Genomic DNA, 13728 nt, shown 5'->3' on the forward strand with positions numbered 1-13728 from the left:
TGAATAGCGTGTGACCTGCGCGTTTGGGATAAGTTCCTGCGGTTTTGGTGTCGCTGTACACAAGTTCTCCACAAGCTGGGTGGATGACTTGTGGATAACTACCCGCACAATGTCGAAAGATTTCACAGCCCCTGTGGATAACTCGTTTAGTGGGTCTAGAAAATGTCGGAGGAGAGGGTAGTGTCATAGCCACAGTGAAAGGGGAAAACATGGGTGCGAACGACAGCTTCGACGACTACGTACCACCACCGGAGCCGGTAGCGGACTACGGCGACTTTGGGGACTTCGCCGACTTCGAACAAAACACTGGCGGCTCCAACCGCTTCGCCGGCGGCGATAACTTCGGCGGCAACGGCAAGGGTGGCCAGAAGCGCTACAACAAGTACGGCAACAACCGTGGTGACGTACAGCAGGAGTACCGCACCCCGCCCCACGACGAGCGCGCGGAGCGTTCCGTCCTCGGCGCAATGCTGCTCAACCCGGACGTGATCCTGGACGTGGCCGACGGGCTGCGGCCGGATGACTTTTACCACCCGGCGCACCAGCTTATCTACCAGGCGATTCTGGACCTGTTCTCCCAGGGAAGCTCCGTCGACGTGCTCATTGTCGCGGCACGCTTGGACCGTCTCAACGAACTGGAGCGCGTCGGTGGCGCCCCGTATCTGCACACGCTGATCTCTGAGGTGCCGACGTCGGCGAACGCCGGCTACTACGCGGAGATCGTCGAAGAGAAGTCGATCCTGCGCCAGCTGGTTAACGCCGGCACCCAGGTGGTCCAGTTGGGCTACGAGGGCGAAGAGGGCATGGAGATCGAAGCGCTCGTCGACCATGCGCAGCAGAAGGTGTTCTCCATTTCCCGCAATAACGTGGGCGAGGATTACCGTCCGCTCTCGGAATTGCTCAAGCCAACTATCGACGAGCTGACCATGATCGCATCCGGCGGCGCCCTCGAGGCCGGCGTGCCGACTGGGTTTATCGACCTAGACAAGCTCACCAACGGCCTTCACGCCGGCCAGATGATCATCATCGCAGCACGTCCTGGTGTGGGTAAGTCGACACTAGCGCTGGACTTCATGCGCTCCTGCTCGATCCACCAGGGCAAAACCAGCGTGATCTTCTCGCTGGAAATGAGTGCCTCCGAGATCATTATGCGCATGCTCTCCGCCGAGACGGAGATCAAGCTTTCCGCGATGCGTTCCGGCCAGATGGAGGAGCGCGACTGGGAGAAGCTGACCAAGCGCCTCACGGAGATCCAGGATGCGCCGCTATTTATCGACGACTCCCCGAACCTCACCATGATGGAGATTCGCTCCAAGGCACGCCGCCTCAAGCAGCAGCACGGCCTGGACCTGGTTGTGGTGGACTACCTGCAGCTGATGAGCTCCGGCAAGCGCGTTGAGTCCCGCCAGCAGGAGGTCTCGGAGTTCTCCCGCCACCTCAAGCTGTTGGCCAAGGAGCTCGAGGTGCCGGTCATTGCGATTTCGCAGCTCAACCGTGGCCCCGAAGCACGTACCGACAAGCGCCCGCAGTTGGCTGACCTGCGTGAGTCGGGCTCGCTGGAGCAGGACGCCGACATGGTGTTCCTGCTGTACCGCCCGGACTCACAGGATCGTGACGACGAGCGCGCCGGCGAAGCCGACATCATCGTGGCCAAGCACCGTGGCGGCCCGATTGACACCATCCCGGTGGCGCACCAGCTGCACTACTCGCGCTTTGTCAACATGGCCCACGGTTAGTTAGTTGTGTGGGTACTCCCCAACGATGTTGATGCGCGGGTGCCACGTTGTGGTCATCTCGAGCTCGTAGGTCATGTACGGGTCGTTGTCCGGGCCGTAGCAGCTCATCGTCTGCCCCGAAGATCCGACAGCGCAGCGCAGGTCATACGCACCGCCGGTGATGGGGCTGGGTACACCGGAGATATTCGTGAACGGCACCGACGTTACGTTTGGTTTGTTACTCCAGGCCCACGTGGCGTTAATCGCATGTGGGTAGGCCGCTGCCGCGAGGTCGCAGGAGGTGGTGTCGCCGACTGAGATCTTCGCGCCGTCGGGTGTCATGCCGCACTTGCCGCCGACCTGATCTTTGTACGCCGGGTCGAGTTCGAACGCTCCGGCTAGCGGGGCAGCGGGCTGCTCTGGTTCTGAAGCAGGTGCAGGTTCGGATTCCGGCTCGGTTTCAGGATTCGCCTCCGGCGCCGATTCAGGTGCGGGTGCGTCGACGACTTCGGTCGAGGTGACCACGATGGTCTCCGGCTCGCCGGTCCCACCCGCGCAACCGGCGAGCAACAAGGCGGTCAGCAGAGACAAGGGGGCGAGTACGCGACGCATGGCAATCCTTAACACGGGAACGGGGGATGAGTGCGATGGTACGTGGTGTCGTCGCTAGGCAAGCGCAACTCCCTTTTGCTCCGGCAACGTAAACGCAGCGACGCACGCCAGCAGGAACGCTGCGGCAAACACGCCGAACACTGCGGTCGAGCCGCCGAACGCCAGCACCGGCGGGACCACGAGCGGGGCGAGGATCGAACCGATGCGGCCGAACGCGGCACCCGCGCCGGTGCCGGTCGCGCGGATCGCGGTGGGGTAGAGCTCCGGGCCGATCGCGTACAGCGCGCCCCATGCGCCGAGATTGAAGAACGACAGCAGGCAGCCCGCGAGGATGATCTGCCACTCGGCACTCGCCATGCCGAAGCCGAACGCGGAGACCGCAGACCCTGCGAGGAACACGGACAGGGTCGTCCTGCGCCCCCAGACCTCGATGAGCCAGGCGGCAACCGCGTAGCCCGGCAGTTGCGCAAGCGTGATGATCAAGGTGAACGTAAACGACCGTACGAGCGAGAACCCCTGCTCCACCAGCAGCGATGGGATCCAGATGAAGGCGCCGTAGTAGGAGAGAGACACGCAGAACCAGACGGTCCAGAAGGCGGCGGTGCGTCGTCGCAAAGCAGCGCCCCAGATGCCACCTTGGATCGACTCCTCCTGTGCAGGGACAGTGGTGTCGTAGTTGGCGGGGTCGGCCTCAGCCTCGAAGGAACGCACGATCTCCTCAGCCTCGTCGTGGCGGCCCTTGGATTCCAGGAAGCGCACCGATTCCGGCAGGCCCAGGCGCACCACGATCGCGTACAGGGCGGGTAGCGCGCCGATGGCGAAGCCCCATCGCCAACCCGACTCGCCCTGAGCGACGACAAACGTGCCGATCACCGCCGCCAAAATCCAGCCCACAGCCCAGAAGGCCTCGAGCAGCACCACCATGCGCCCGCGCACCCCGCGCGGAGAAAACTCACTGACCAGTGTGGACGCAACGGGAAGTTCCGCGCCGAGGCCCAAGCCCACCAGGAAGCGGAACACGATCAGCGACGCGACCGACCACGCCAGCGCCGACGCGCCCGTGGCCAACCCGTACAGCAGCAGCGTCGCGGCGAACACCTGGCGGCGTCCGATCTTGTCGGCGAGCAACCCGCCGAGCGACGCGCCGATCGCCATACCGATAAACCCAACCGACGCGATCCAACTCGTCGTGGTCTTGTCTAGATCCCAGTGGACGGCGAGTGCTGCGATGATGAACGACACCAAGCCGATGTCCATCGCGTCCAGCGCCCAGCCAATGCCGGAGCCGACAAGCAGGCGTTTGTGTTTCGGGGTGACAGGAAGGCGGTCGAGGCGCTCAGTGCGCGTGAGCTGTTGATCGGTGTTCATGCAGGGGGAGTTTAGGCCGTGGCCTGCGAAAACTCGGAACTTAATATTCAGCTGAGTGTGCCTGGGCCTCCAAGCCGTCAAGCAGTGTGTCGATCAACTTGTGTGTGAGCCTGTCTTGGCCCAGTAGGTCCGGTGCCTGAGCAGGCAGCGGTCGGCTCACAATGCCAAGCGATATGTGAAACTCCAACGGATCGAGGTCGGCCGGACACAGCTTGGCGCGCTTCGCCGGCGCGAGGAGGCCCCCGTAAATCTCCCGGAGATCTGCAGCACGCTTATCGAAGACCCCTTGGCGCTCCGGCCCCACCCCTGGATCCTGCATGGAGTCCATAAATATTGCCTGAGCGAGGGCTGCAAGTCGAAGGTTGCCGATGGCATGGACGGTGCTGCGCCACGCCTTTCGCGTATCCACTGTGAACTCGACGGCATGGTCGTCGACGACTTTGGTGATGTCGTTGACGGCCTGGGCGCTGACGGCATCGAGAAGCTCGATGCGCTCAGGGAAGTGGCGCGTCACGGTTGCCACACCCACTTTGGCGGCCTTGGCGATGGTGCGCATGGACACACCCGGGCCTTCGTCGAGAAGCAATTGCCTGGCTGCGGTGACGATGGCGTATCGGTTGTCAGCGGCGTCCTGTCTCATGCTTGACACCATAGCAAACGGAACACTATGTTCGAACTATAGAAATAGAACACCGTGTTCCAGATAGGAGATTTGCAATGGTTAACGCATCGAAAACACAACGACCAGCCGTAGCAAAGGTGCTTGGAGCGAGCATCGGTATCCCAATCATCATCGGATTGATGCTGTTCGCGTTCCTCGCGCCAACGTTCGCATCCGGGCCAAAGGACGTGCCGATCGCCATCGCCGCGCCCGAACCAATGGCCAGCCAACTCGAACAAACAATGGGCGAAGACGGCCCAGACATCACCGTCTACGGCTCAGGCGAGGAGGTGCGCGACGCCGTCCTCAACCGCGACGCCGTCGGCGGGCTGAGCATCGCACCCACCGGCGCAACCGCCTACACCGCGGCCGGAAACGGCGCACCCTACGCGCAGATGATTGAGGGCATGGCCAGCAAGATGGAAGCACAGGGCGTAGAGGTCACCCGCGAAGAGCTGGCACCGACCTCTCAAGATGACCCGCAGGCAACCGGCCTTGCAGTCCTCGGCCTGCCGCTGGCGTTTGGCGGCATCATCTCCGCGGTGATCGCCACCTTCCTCTTCCGCGGCAACAAGTGGGCAAAACTCGCGGTACTGACCGGTATCGCCGCAGTTGGTTCGCTTGTGGTCACCTGGATGCTGCACTCCGCGTACGGCACCCTGACCGGCAACTTCGCACTTGAGTGGCTCGGCATCGGCTGCGGCATCCTGGCAACCTCTATGCTCACTGCAGGCCTCGCCGCGATTATCGGAATCCCAGGTGTGGGCATCGGCGCAATCCTGACCGTCTTCCTGGCCAATCCGCTCTCAGGCCTGGCAACAGGGCCATGGCTGCTGCCCGCCGGGTGGTCGACACTGGGCCAGTGGATGCCAGTCGGCGCCACCGGTCACCTGATCCGCTCCGTCTCCTTCTTCGACGGGCTCGGCGCCGGAAGCAGCTGGTGGGTGCTTGCTATCTGGATCGCGGTTGGCTTCGTCCTGCTCATGCTGGATCGCAGCAGCGCAAGAAACTAGCGCTGACCTACGCTGACTTGAACGCGCGCAGGCGCAGCGAGTTGGACACCACAAATACCGACGAGAAGGCCATCGCAATACCGGCAAGCATCGGGTCGAGTAGCCCCAGCGCAGCCACCGGGATGAGCAACACGTTGTAGGCGAACGCCCAGAACAGGTTGCCCTTGATGGTCTTCAACGTTTTGCGCGACAGGCGGATGGCGTCCACGGCAGAACGTAGCGAGGAATGCATCAACGTAATGTCCGACGCCTCAATGGCCACGTCGGTGCCAGCTCCCATCGCCATACCAAGGTCGGCCTGGGCGAGGGCGGCGGCGTCGTTGACACCGTCGCCGATCATGGCTACCCGGTGGCCCGACTCCTGCAGGCGCTTGACCACGTTGACCTTGTCCTCCGGCAGTACGCCGGAGGTGACGTTGGCGGGGTCGATCCCAACCTCAGCCGCTACAGCCTCCGCCGCGCCCTGGTTGTCGCCGGTGAGCAGGTGCGGGGTCATCCCCAGGTCTCGCAGGCGTGCGACGGCATCGCGCGAGTCCTCCTTTACGGTGTCTCGCACAGCAATCACACCGGCCACAACCCCGTCGACCTCCACGGCAACGGCGGTCGCGCCACGCTGCTCGGCCTCAGTGAACGCACCAGCTAGTGCACCGAGCTCCCCGGAGGGGCGGCCGACGCGGACAAGGCGGTCGTCGATACGTGCGGAAGCCCCCTGACCTGGCAGATTCTCAAAGCCGGTCGCCTCGGGGACATCGTCGGCGGCCTCAACAATCGCCTGCGCGATCGGGTGCTCGGAGCCAGCCTCCACACCGGCAGCCAGGCGCAGCACCTCCTCGGTTTCGTAGCCCGGACCAGGCAGCACCTCGGCCACACCCATCTGGCCGGTAGTCACCGTGCCGGTCTTATCCATCACCACCGTGTCCACCTGGCGAGTCGATTCGAGCACCTCCGGGCCCTTAATCAACAACCCCATCTGGGCGCCACGGCCGGTACCCACCAAGATCGCCGTCGGCGTGGCCAGGCCCAGCGCGCACGGGCACGCGATGATCAGCACCGCCACCGCAGCCGTGAACGCGTCCTCCACCGCATGGCCAACCAACAGGTGTCCCACCAGCGTGATCAGGGAAATCACAACAACCGTCGGCACAAACACCTGAGAGATCCGGTCCACGAGGCGCTCCACCGGCGCCTTGCCAGCCTGCGCGTCCTTGACCAGCTGCCCCATCTGCGCCAGCGTCGTCTCCGACCCAACGCGGGTGGCCTCCACCACCAGTCGCCCCGACGTGTTCAGGGTCGCGCCGGTGACCATCGAGCCCTCGCCGACCTCCACCGGGACGGACTCGCCGGTCAGCATGGATTCGTCGATAGCTGAATGCCCCGAGATCACACGCCCATCCGTGGCCACCTTCTCACCAGGGCGAACCACGAAACGATCCCCCACAACTACCTGCGAGATCGGCACCCGGACCTCTTTGTCCCCGCGGATCACCGCCGCGTCCTTGGCGCCCATGCTCAGCAGTTCGCGCAGCGCTTCCGAGGACTGCCCTTTCGCGCGCGTCTCAAACCACCTACCTAGCAGCAGGAACGTGATCACCACGCACGCGGTCTCCAGGTACACCGGCTCACCAGGGCCACCAACAAACAGCGCCCAAATCGACCACAGGTACGCCGCCGACGTGCCCAGCGTGATCAACGTGTCCATCGTCATCGCGCCGTGCTTCAGATTCACCCACGTCGCACGGTGGAACACACTGCCCGCAGAGAAAAACACCAGCGTCGTGGCCGCCAGCGCCGCAAACTCCCAATTCGGGAACTGCAGCCCGTGGATCATGCTCACCAGCATCACTGGCAGCGACACCAGCGCCGACCAGATCGTCGTGCGCTTTAAATACTCCGCTTCATTGTCGCGCGCCTCATCGAGAGCATTGCTTGTCGACGACCCCCCGTCCCCACCGGCATCCCCACCGTTTTCGTCACCCATTTCAAAGGCGTCGTAGCCGGCGGCGCGGACTTCGTCGATAAGCGACTGCGTCGACGTCGACGACGGATCAAACGAAACGGTCGCAGTCTCCGTGGAGTAATTTACCGACGCATCCACGCCGTCGAGCTTGTTTAACTTGCGCTGAATACGCGAAGAGCACGACGAACAGGTCATCCCTGTTACGCCGAGCTCGATCTGTTGTAGTGCCACAGGAGGTTGAGTCATGCCCCCACCATATATCCGTGGCAAAATCCCCCGATTAAGCCAGCTTGTAGCCCGCTTCCTCAACAGCAGCAGCAATATCCGCGTCGGAGTAGCCCTCGCCCTCCACAACAACATTGCCGGACTTGTGATCAGCCTTTACGCCGGTGACGCCAGCGATCTCGCCGACCTCTTCCTGCACGCTCAATTCACAATGTCCGCAGGTCATGCCATCAACCTGGAACGTACGCTCAGCCATCGCAGCCTCCTCATGCAGTTTCAAACGGTTACAAATGTAAATCGTAGCCCGCGTTCACCGCCGCCAGCCGGACATCCTCATCGGTGAACAAGAACCCGACAACCGTCAGGACCCCATCCTCCATATTGATGTCCACCTCATGCGCGCCCTCCACCATCGAAAGTTCATCTGCAAGTGAAGCAACAGCAACTTCATCATCAGGACCAGAAATCTTGTAGGTCTTGGTCATGACTGGTGAGCGCCTCCTTAAAGCGGCCCAACACGGGTTGGAATACGACAAAACTCATCGCGTTGTACTTTGCACAACGTCCAAGAGAATAACCTAACGCAATAAGGAGCGAAACGTTGAGCACCGTTGATGTAACTGAGGACACGTTTGAGCAAACCGTCACAAAGGACGGCATCGTCTTTGTCGACGCGTGGGCATCATGGTGCGGCCCCTGCCGCCAGTTCGCCCCCACCTTTGAAAAGGCATCCGAGACTCACACTGACGTAACCTTTGCCAAGCTCGACACCGAGGCGAATCAGCAGCTCGCCGCCGCCCTGGAAATCCAGGCAATCCCGACACTTATGGCTTTCCGCGACGGCATCATGATCTGGCAGCAGGCAGGCGCCCTTCCGCCAGCCGCCTTCGAGGACGTGATTAACCAGGTCAAAGTCCTCGATATGGACGAGGTTCGCCGCCAGATCGCAGCGCAAAACCCCGAGGAAAACTAGGCCTCATCGCCTAAGCGCCCGCCTGCCGGGCGCTTTTTTCATGCGTACACTTGCTTATCGACGAAAACCCCACCACACATCACCGAAAGGACCCAACCATGGCAAACCCGTTTACCAAGGGCTGGAAGTACCTTATGCAATCCTTCGACACCAAGATCGACGAGAACGCCGACCCGAAGGTGCAAATCCAACAAGCCGTCGACGCCGCTAAGAAGCAGCACCAGGAAATCACCCAGCAGGCCGCCAACATCATTGGTAACCGCAACCAGCTGCAGATGAAGCTCGACCGTCTGATCAAGTCCCAAGACGACCTACAGACCAAGGCCCGCACCGCCCTCCAAGCAGCCGACAAGGCTTCCGCCGCCGGCGACAACGAAAAGGCCCAGCAGTTCAACTCCACCGCCGAGGTCATCGCCACCCAACTGGTCTCCGTGGAGCAGGAACTCGAGCAGACCAAGCAGGCATACGCCTCCGCCGACCAGGCCGCGGCCGAAGCCCAGCAGAAGCAGAAGCAGTCCGAGGCCCGCCTCCAGGAACAACTGTCCCAGGTTTCCCAACTCGAGTCCCAGCTCAACCAGGCCAAGATGCAGGAGCACACGGCCCGCACCATGGACACGATGAACCAGTTCAACCCTGACGACGTGCCCACCCTCGACGGCGTACGCGACAAAATCGAACGCCGCTACGCCAACGCGCTCGGCCAGCAGGAGTTGATGAAGGACTCCATGACCGACCGCATCGCCGAAATCGAGTCCGGCTCTTCCGATGCGGCCGCCTCCAACCGTCTCGCCGAGATCCGTGCCTCCATGGGCGGCGAGCTCGAGGCCGGTTCGGGTGCTTCTGCTTCCGCAGCCGACCGCCAGCTCGAAGCCGGCTCCGAGGGGGACGCTGCCGATTCTGCTGAGACTGCCGACACTGGCGTTGCCGACGACACCATCGCCGACGCCGAGGCCTACCTCCGCGAAGCCGAGTCGGATGCTGACGCTAAGGCTGATGCCGACACTGACGCCGAGACCGACTCTGGCGCCGAGCGCTAGACCTTTCCTGACACATTCCGCCGGAATCTGTCAGCCACCGGTATCTGGCCTGGACAGAAATCCGGCCTGACAAATTTTGCAATATTTGTCAGTGCCAGGGGCAGCCGCAAAATAGTTCCCAGGTTCACGCTGAATCCGGGAACTATTTTGTCCGACCACGAGTGTCTAGAACTGCCGACCTGGGGAAATGTCGCGGCAAAGGTGCCGGAAACCGAAGAAAGTTCCCGCGCGGGGAACTATTTCGAGAAAGGGGGGCAGACGGGGAGAGGCCGGAAGGGGAAGAGAAGCGCAGGGCAACCAACGCAAAAACGGGGCCGCAAGGTGGTTGGCGGCCCCGGTGTCGTCGTAAAGCGACTAGTTGCGACGGATGTTGATCAGGACACCGCGGATGCCGGAGTGGAACCCATCGCGAAGATTGACGCGCTGGGTTTCGCTCAGCGTGTACTCGTGGAGGGTTTCGCAGGCGAACTGCAGCAGTGGCCTGTCGATCTCCGGTGGCAGACCGCCACCCGACAGCAGATGTGCGCTGTCGCGCTGCTCCATGGTGGCGGCGTTTTCAAACCACCATGACGCGTACTGTTGTCCCACGTCGTAGGGGGTTTGGAAGCCGGCGGACGTCCACACCTCCTCCGGGAGCGGGACGTAGCGGGAGCGAAGCTTGCGGCGCGGCGCCATCATCGACGGCTTCGGTGCCGGCTTCGGTCCCTGCTGCGGCGCGGAATCCTCCGCCTTGGTTGAGTCGGCGGACGAGTCGGTATCCGAAGGGCTTGTCTTTGCGGCCGGCGTCGGCGCCGGAGTGGCAGCCGGGCGTTGTTCGCTGGAGACCTGCTTGTTGCCGGGTTTGTTGGACTCGTTGTTGGCCTCGACCTGTGCCTCGGAAGGCTCGTCGAGTTCCGGCTCGTCGGGTTCGTGCGTGCGCTGCTGGGCAACCGGAGCACCGACAATGTCGGAGGGCTTCGGCGCTGCAGGTGCAGCAGACGAGGCGGGTGCAGCAGGCTTGGCTTCGGTGGCCTCGGCATCAGAGGTCTTGGAGCCCTCCGCCGAACCCTGCGACGCATCAGCACCGGCATCAGCACCGGCACCCGAACCATCGCCAGCACCCGTCTTCTTTTCCTGTTTCTCTGCTTCGGCGTTGGCGCATTCGGCGCTGAGCGGCTCGGGGCCAAGGCCTGGGACGGAGGTCGGGCCGTCGGCTTCGTCGAGGGGTGCGGCGTCGTTAAGCGGGCGCTCCCGGATGGTCGGCGGCAGGGGGCCTTCGAGGACTTGCAGGCGCATGGCGTTGGAGAAGTCCTCGCGCGGGTCGAGAATGGTGGTGCTGTCGCATGCGTGGCGCAGTGCGGAGGACATGGAGTCCCACCCGAATCCGTAGAGGTGTACGCGGGTGCCGGTGCGGGTGACTTCTTCGACGCCGGGGATCATGTCTGCGTCGCCGGAGACGAGGACGAAGTCGGTGAATTTTTCGCTCAGGCCGTTGACCACGAGGTCGGCGACGAGGCGGGTGTCAACGCCTTTTTGGGTGCGTCGTTCGCCCCATTCGATGAGTTGGCCGGTGCGGAGTTGCACGCCGTCGCAGGTGCGCAGCGCGCGTTGGTAGCGGTGGGGCCCGGAGTCGGGGATGCCGTCGTACCAAAGTTGCCTATGGATGGGTTGATGGAGTTGGTCGGTGATCATGTTCCCGAGGGCGTTGACTACCTCGGGGAGGTCGATTTCTAGTTGGGCTCTTGCGCCGATTTCCCACGAATTGTAAAAGCTCGCGAGCAGGTAAGACGTGTCGACGAACACCAGTGTGCGTTCAAGCATGGCTCCTAAATTCCGATTCTTTTCGTTGCTAAGTTGATTTTCACGGCCCATCTTGCCTGATTTTGCGCGGGTTCTCCATGTTCTTTTTCTGTTTTTTGGTTGCACTCCACCTGAACCCGTGTTAGTTAGTTGGTTACTCGAGTAACTAACCAATGAGGCGAATGGAGGCGTCGTGAATACTGATGCGGAGCCGTTATTCGTGCAGATCGCCAGTTTTGTGGAGGACCTCATCGTCGACGGTTCCCTGAAACCCGGCGATCAGGCCCCATCGACGAATCAGTTGGCGCAGTTCCACGAAATCAACCCCGCTACAGCGCGCAAGGGGCTGACGCTGCTTGTGAGCGACAACGTGTTGGAAAAACGCCGCGGCCTCGGCATGTTTGTCACCGACGGCGCCCGCGAGCGCATCCTGGCCACTCGCCGCGAGGCGTTTGCTGGCCAATACATTGCACCGCTTATCGACGAAGCCGTCCACCTCGGCTACTCCCGCGCCGACCTCCACGACCTCATCGACCGCGTCGCAGAAAGTAGAGGACTGTACCGATGACAATCCACACCGCTGGCCTCACGCATCGCTTCGGCAGCACGCACGTGCTCAACGGCGTCGACCTGGACCTCGGCTCTGGCATCCACGGCTTGCTCGGCCGCAACGGCGTGGGCAAATCGACGCTGCTGCGCATCCTTGCCGGCCAGCTGAAACCCACCGACGGCACCGTCGAGGTCTTCGGGCAGCGCCCCTTCGACAACGCCCGGGTGATGGACAATACTTGCCTGACCGGCGTCGATACCGCCTACCCCGGCTGGTGGTCCGCCGCCGACGTGATCAAGGGCGCGCGCCTGCGCTTCCGCACGTGGAACCAAACCGTCGCAGATCAACTCATCGCCGACTTCGCTCTCGACCCCGCCCTGGGCACCCGTTACGAGAAACTCTCTCGCGGGCAGCGCGCCATGGTTTCCATCGTCATCGGGTTAGCCTCCAACACCGAGCTTTTGCTTCTCGACGAGCCCTACGTCGGCCTCGACACCCACAACACCGACGTGTTCTACCGCCACCTGTTGGCGCAGGCGGACTCGAAGCGCACGATCGTCATGGCCACACACCACATCGAAGACGCCGCGAAAGTGCTGGACAGTGCGGTGATTCTGGGGCGTGATGGGGTCGTCGCAAAGCAATGTGTTCCGGAGGATGCGGATGCGTTCGCTGTTGCTGGCCCGGAGCTTGTGCCTCTCGACGACGCCCCGCGCCATGCCCGCGCCGCCAAGTTCGACGACCTTATCGAGCACGAATTGGAGGTGTCGTAATGAACACCACGCTTCTCGGATTCTTTCGCCACCAGTTTGTCGCCTCGCCGCTGAAGCGGCTGCTGTGGATGGTGCCGTTGATCGCCGTCATGGCGTTTGGACCGTTTGTTGTGGATAGTGCGCTTTCTGCCGCATTCCTCCCCAGCATGGTCACGGTGCTTGTACTTGTCGCGTTGCAGCAGGAGGAGACTGCCTATACCGCGTTCGGTGTGCCGCGCTCGCGCGCTGTGAAACTTGCGGCCTTTGGGGTGGTGCCGGCGGTGTTGTGCGGGGTTGGCGTGGCGCTGGCGGCGCGGCCCGACTGGGTTGGGCTGCTCGGCGCGCTCTTTGCGGTGGTCGCTGGCCTGCTGATAGGCACGCGCTACGTCGAGGCGACCAACGACGAGGATCGGCGCGCGGTGCGTGGCCGAATCGGCCGGGGAGGGTTCATCTTCGAGGTGATTTTCAAGCCACAACTGTTGTGGGCAGCGGGCATCGCCGTCGCGCATTGCCTTTTGCTCTACCTTGCCGGAGTGGTGAGCAGCGAGCCTCTCGCCCAGTTCCTCGTGAGCCTGCCAATCCTCGTCTGGGCCATGGTCTATTGCAGCAACGGCACAGGCATCCTCGGCGCAACGGCAATGACGAGTTTCGGCGTTCCCCGGCGCCGCTGGCTGGTCCTGTATTGGGGTGCCGCCCTGGCATCGGTTGCGCTCTATATGGCGGTGTTGCTGCTGGTCGCGCCAATCGGTCTGAGGGCGATTCTTGCTCTGGGGGCAGCGGGCCTCGCCAGTGCTGTGCTCGGCGCACCGCTGAAGGTGTGGCGCACAGACGTTGGTCTCATCCCTGCGATGTTCCTGTTCTTCGCGGTCAAAGACACATTGCTTATCGACGATCCCCACCCAGCCCAAGTCGCATACGCGCTGGCCATCGCGGGTTTGATGTTCTTGATCGGCCTGGTTTTGCAGGCGTTGTTCGTTTTTGGCGTGATTAACCCAAAACAAGGATTTAAAGACGCTTAGAAAACACGCTCTACGCTGGTGATTTGTGTTTGTGTTGGGGTGTGTGTAACTTAATCCCAGTCAGCGA

14 protein-coding genes are annotated in these 13728 nt (G+C 62.4%); 7 read left to right on the plus strand and 7 right to left on the minus strand.

Translation table 11 applies throughout. The features are described from left to right. Positions 1–209 precede the first annotated feature (209 nt). A complete protein-coding gene (dnaB, locus tag HMPREF2617_RS11465) occupies positions 210–1736 on the plus strand; it encodes a replicative DNA helicase (RefSeq protein ID WP_070450684.1) in 1527 nt (508 codons plus the stop codon). Here the strand turns inward: dnaB and HMPREF2617_RS11470 are convergent, their stop codons facing one another. From HMPREF2617_RS11470 to HMPREF2617_RS11480, 3 genes are read right to left on the minus strand one after another with little or no spacing between them, the layout of a single operon-like run. Further along, positions 1737–2327, minus strand: a complete 591-nt coding sequence (locus HMPREF2617_RS11470) for a hypothetical protein (RefSeq protein ID WP_070484986.1) — start codon at positions 2325–2327, stop codon at positions 1737–1739. Between the two features lie 54 nt (positions 2328–2381). Beyond that, complete coding sequence (locus tag HMPREF2617_RS11475) at positions 2382–3695, minus strand: MFS transporter (protein WP_070840782.1); 1314 nt, start codon at positions 3693–3695, stop codon at positions 2382–2384. A 40-nt stretch (positions 3696–3735) separates the two neighbouring features. Beyond that, entirely contained in the window at positions 3736–4335 is a 600-nt protein-coding gene (locus HMPREF2617_RS11480) for a TetR/AcrR family transcriptional regulator (protein WP_168168352.1), read from the minus strand. Between the two features lie 77 nt (positions 4336–4412). On the opposite strand from HMPREF2617_RS11480, the gene HMPREF2617_RS11485 reads away from it, so the two are divergent. Continuing rightward, entirely contained in the window at positions 4413–5369 is a 957-nt protein-coding gene (locus HMPREF2617_RS11485; RefSeq protein ID WP_070820122.1) for a hypothetical protein, read from the plus strand. A 7-nt stretch (positions 5370–5376) separates the two neighbouring features. Here the strand turns inward: HMPREF2617_RS11485 and HMPREF2617_RS11490 are convergent, their stop codons facing one another. Genes HMPREF2617_RS11490 through HMPREF2617_RS11500 form a run of 3 tightly spaced genes read right to left on the minus strand, consistent with a single transcriptional unit; the run spans position 5377 to position 8036 of the window. Further along, complete coding sequence (locus HMPREF2617_RS11490) at positions 5377–7572, minus strand: heavy metal translocating P-type ATPase (RefSeq protein WP_070840784.1); 2196 nt, start codon at positions 7570–7572, stop codon at positions 5377–5379. 34 nt (positions 7573–7606) lie between these two features. Further along, positions 7607–7807: a heavy-metal-associated domain-containing protein gene (locus HMPREF2617_RS11495; protein WP_070422040.1), complete on the minus strand. Its 201-nt coding sequence runs from the start codon at positions 7805–7807 to the stop codon at positions 7607–7609. A 28-nt stretch (positions 7808–7835) separates the two neighbouring features. After that, positions 7836–8036 carry a hypothetical protein gene (locus HMPREF2617_RS11500; protein ID WP_070422039.1) on the minus strand — a complete coding sequence of 67 codons (201 nt, stop codon included), beginning with the start codon at positions 8034–8036 and terminating at the stop codon, positions 7836–7838. Between the two features lie 116 nt (positions 8037–8152). Here HMPREF2617_RS11500 and trxA point away from each other — a divergent pair, with 116 nt between their 5' ends. Together trxA and HMPREF2617_RS11510 are read left to right on the plus strand one after the other, a co-directional pair. Then, the gene (gene trxA, locus HMPREF2617_RS11505; RefSeq protein ID WP_070820125.1) at positions 8153–8524 is read left to right on the plus strand and encodes a thioredoxin; all 372 of its coding nucleotides are present in this window, start codon (positions 8153–8155) and stop codon (positions 8522–8524) included. Positions 8525–8622: 98 nt separating this feature from the next. Then, a complete protein-coding gene (locus tag HMPREF2617_RS11510) occupies positions 8623–9561 on the plus strand; it encodes a PspA/IM30 family protein (protein WP_070840785.1) in 939 nt (312 codons plus the stop codon). A 354-nt stretch (positions 9562–9915) separates the two neighbouring features. On the opposite strand, the gene HMPREF2617_RS11515 is transcribed toward HMPREF2617_RS11510, so the two are convergent. Then, the gene (locus HMPREF2617_RS11515) at positions 9916–11361 is read right to left on the minus strand and encodes an NYN domain-containing protein (protein WP_070840786.1); all 1446 of its coding nucleotides are present in this window, start codon (positions 11359–11361) and stop codon (positions 9916–9918) included. Between the two features lie 172 nt (positions 11362–11533). On the opposite strand from HMPREF2617_RS11515, the gene HMPREF2617_RS11520 reads away from it, so the two are divergent. The 3 genes from HMPREF2617_RS11520 to HMPREF2617_RS11530 are packed head-to-tail and all read left to right on the plus strand — an operon-like array spanning position 11534 to position 13661. Continuing rightward, positions 11534–11908: a GntR family transcriptional regulator gene (locus tag HMPREF2617_RS11520; RefSeq protein WP_070422035.1), complete on the plus strand. Its 375-nt coding sequence runs from the start codon at positions 11534–11536 to the stop codon at positions 11906–11908. Next, positions 11905–12663, plus strand: a complete 759-nt coding sequence (locus HMPREF2617_RS11525) for an ATP-binding cassette domain-containing protein (RefSeq protein ID WP_070840787.1) — start codon at positions 11905–11907, stop codon at positions 12661–12663. The genes HMPREF2617_RS11520 and HMPREF2617_RS11525 overlap by 4 nt, the downstream gene beginning before the upstream one ends. Next, positions 12663–13661: a hypothetical protein gene (locus HMPREF2617_RS11530; RefSeq protein WP_070840788.1), complete on the plus strand. Its 999-nt coding sequence runs from the start codon at positions 12663–12665 to the stop codon at positions 13659–13661. Before HMPREF2617_RS11525 ends, HMPREF2617_RS11530 begins: the two co-directional genes overlap by 1 nt. Positions 13662–13728: the final 67 nt, after the last annotated feature.

Source organism: Corynebacterium sp. HMSC070H05 (assembly GCF_001837615.1).
GTDB lineage: Bacteria > Actinomycetota > Actinomycetes > Mycobacteriales > Mycobacteriaceae > Corynebacterium > Corynebacterium coyleae.

Coding starts and splice junctions, on each gene's coding strand:
- dnaB (WP_070450684.1), top strand. CDS start 210: ATGGGTGCGAACGACAGCTTCGACGACTACGTACCACCACCGGAGCCG.
- HMPREF2617_RS11470 (WP_070484986.1), bottom strand. CDS start 2,327: ATGCGTCGCGTACTCGCCCCCTTGTCTCTGCTGACCGCCTTGTTGCTC.
- HMPREF2617_RS11475 (WP_070840782.1), bottom strand. CDS start 3,695: ATGAACACCGATCAACAGCTCACGCGCACTGAGCGCCTCGACCGCCTT.
- HMPREF2617_RS11480 (WP_168168352.1), bottom strand. CDS start 4,335: ATGAGACAGGACGCCGCTGACAACCGATACGCCATCGTCACCGCAGCC.
- HMPREF2617_RS11485 (WP_070820122.1), top strand. CDS start 4,413: ATGGTTAACGCATCGAAAACACAACGACCAGCCGTAGCAAAGGTGCTT.
- HMPREF2617_RS11490 (WP_070840784.1), bottom strand. CDS start 7,572: ATGACTCAACCTCCTGTGGCACTACAACAGATCGAGCTCGGCGTAACA.
- HMPREF2617_RS11495 (WP_070422040.1), bottom strand. CDS start 7,807: ATGGCTGAGCGTACGTTCCAGGTTGATGGCATGACCTGCGGACATTGT.
- HMPREF2617_RS11500 (WP_070422039.1), bottom strand. CDS start 8,036: ATGACCAAGACCTACAAGATTTCTGGTCCTGATGATGAAGTTGCTGTT.
- HMPREF2617_RS11510 (WP_070840785.1), top strand. CDS start 8,623: ATGGCAAACCCGTTTACCAAGGGCTGGAAGTACCTTATGCAATCCTTC.
- HMPREF2617_RS11515 (WP_070840786.1), bottom strand. CDS start 11,361: ATGCTTGAACGCACACTGGTGTTCGTCGACACGTCTTACCTGCTCGCG.
- HMPREF2617_RS11525 (WP_070840787.1), top strand. CDS start 11,905: ATGACAATCCACACCGCTGGCCTCACGCATCGCTTCGGCAGCACGCAC.
- HMPREF2617_RS11530 (WP_070840788.1), top strand. CDS start 12,663: ATGAACACCACGCTTCTCGGATTCTTTCGCCACCAGTTTGTCGCCTCG.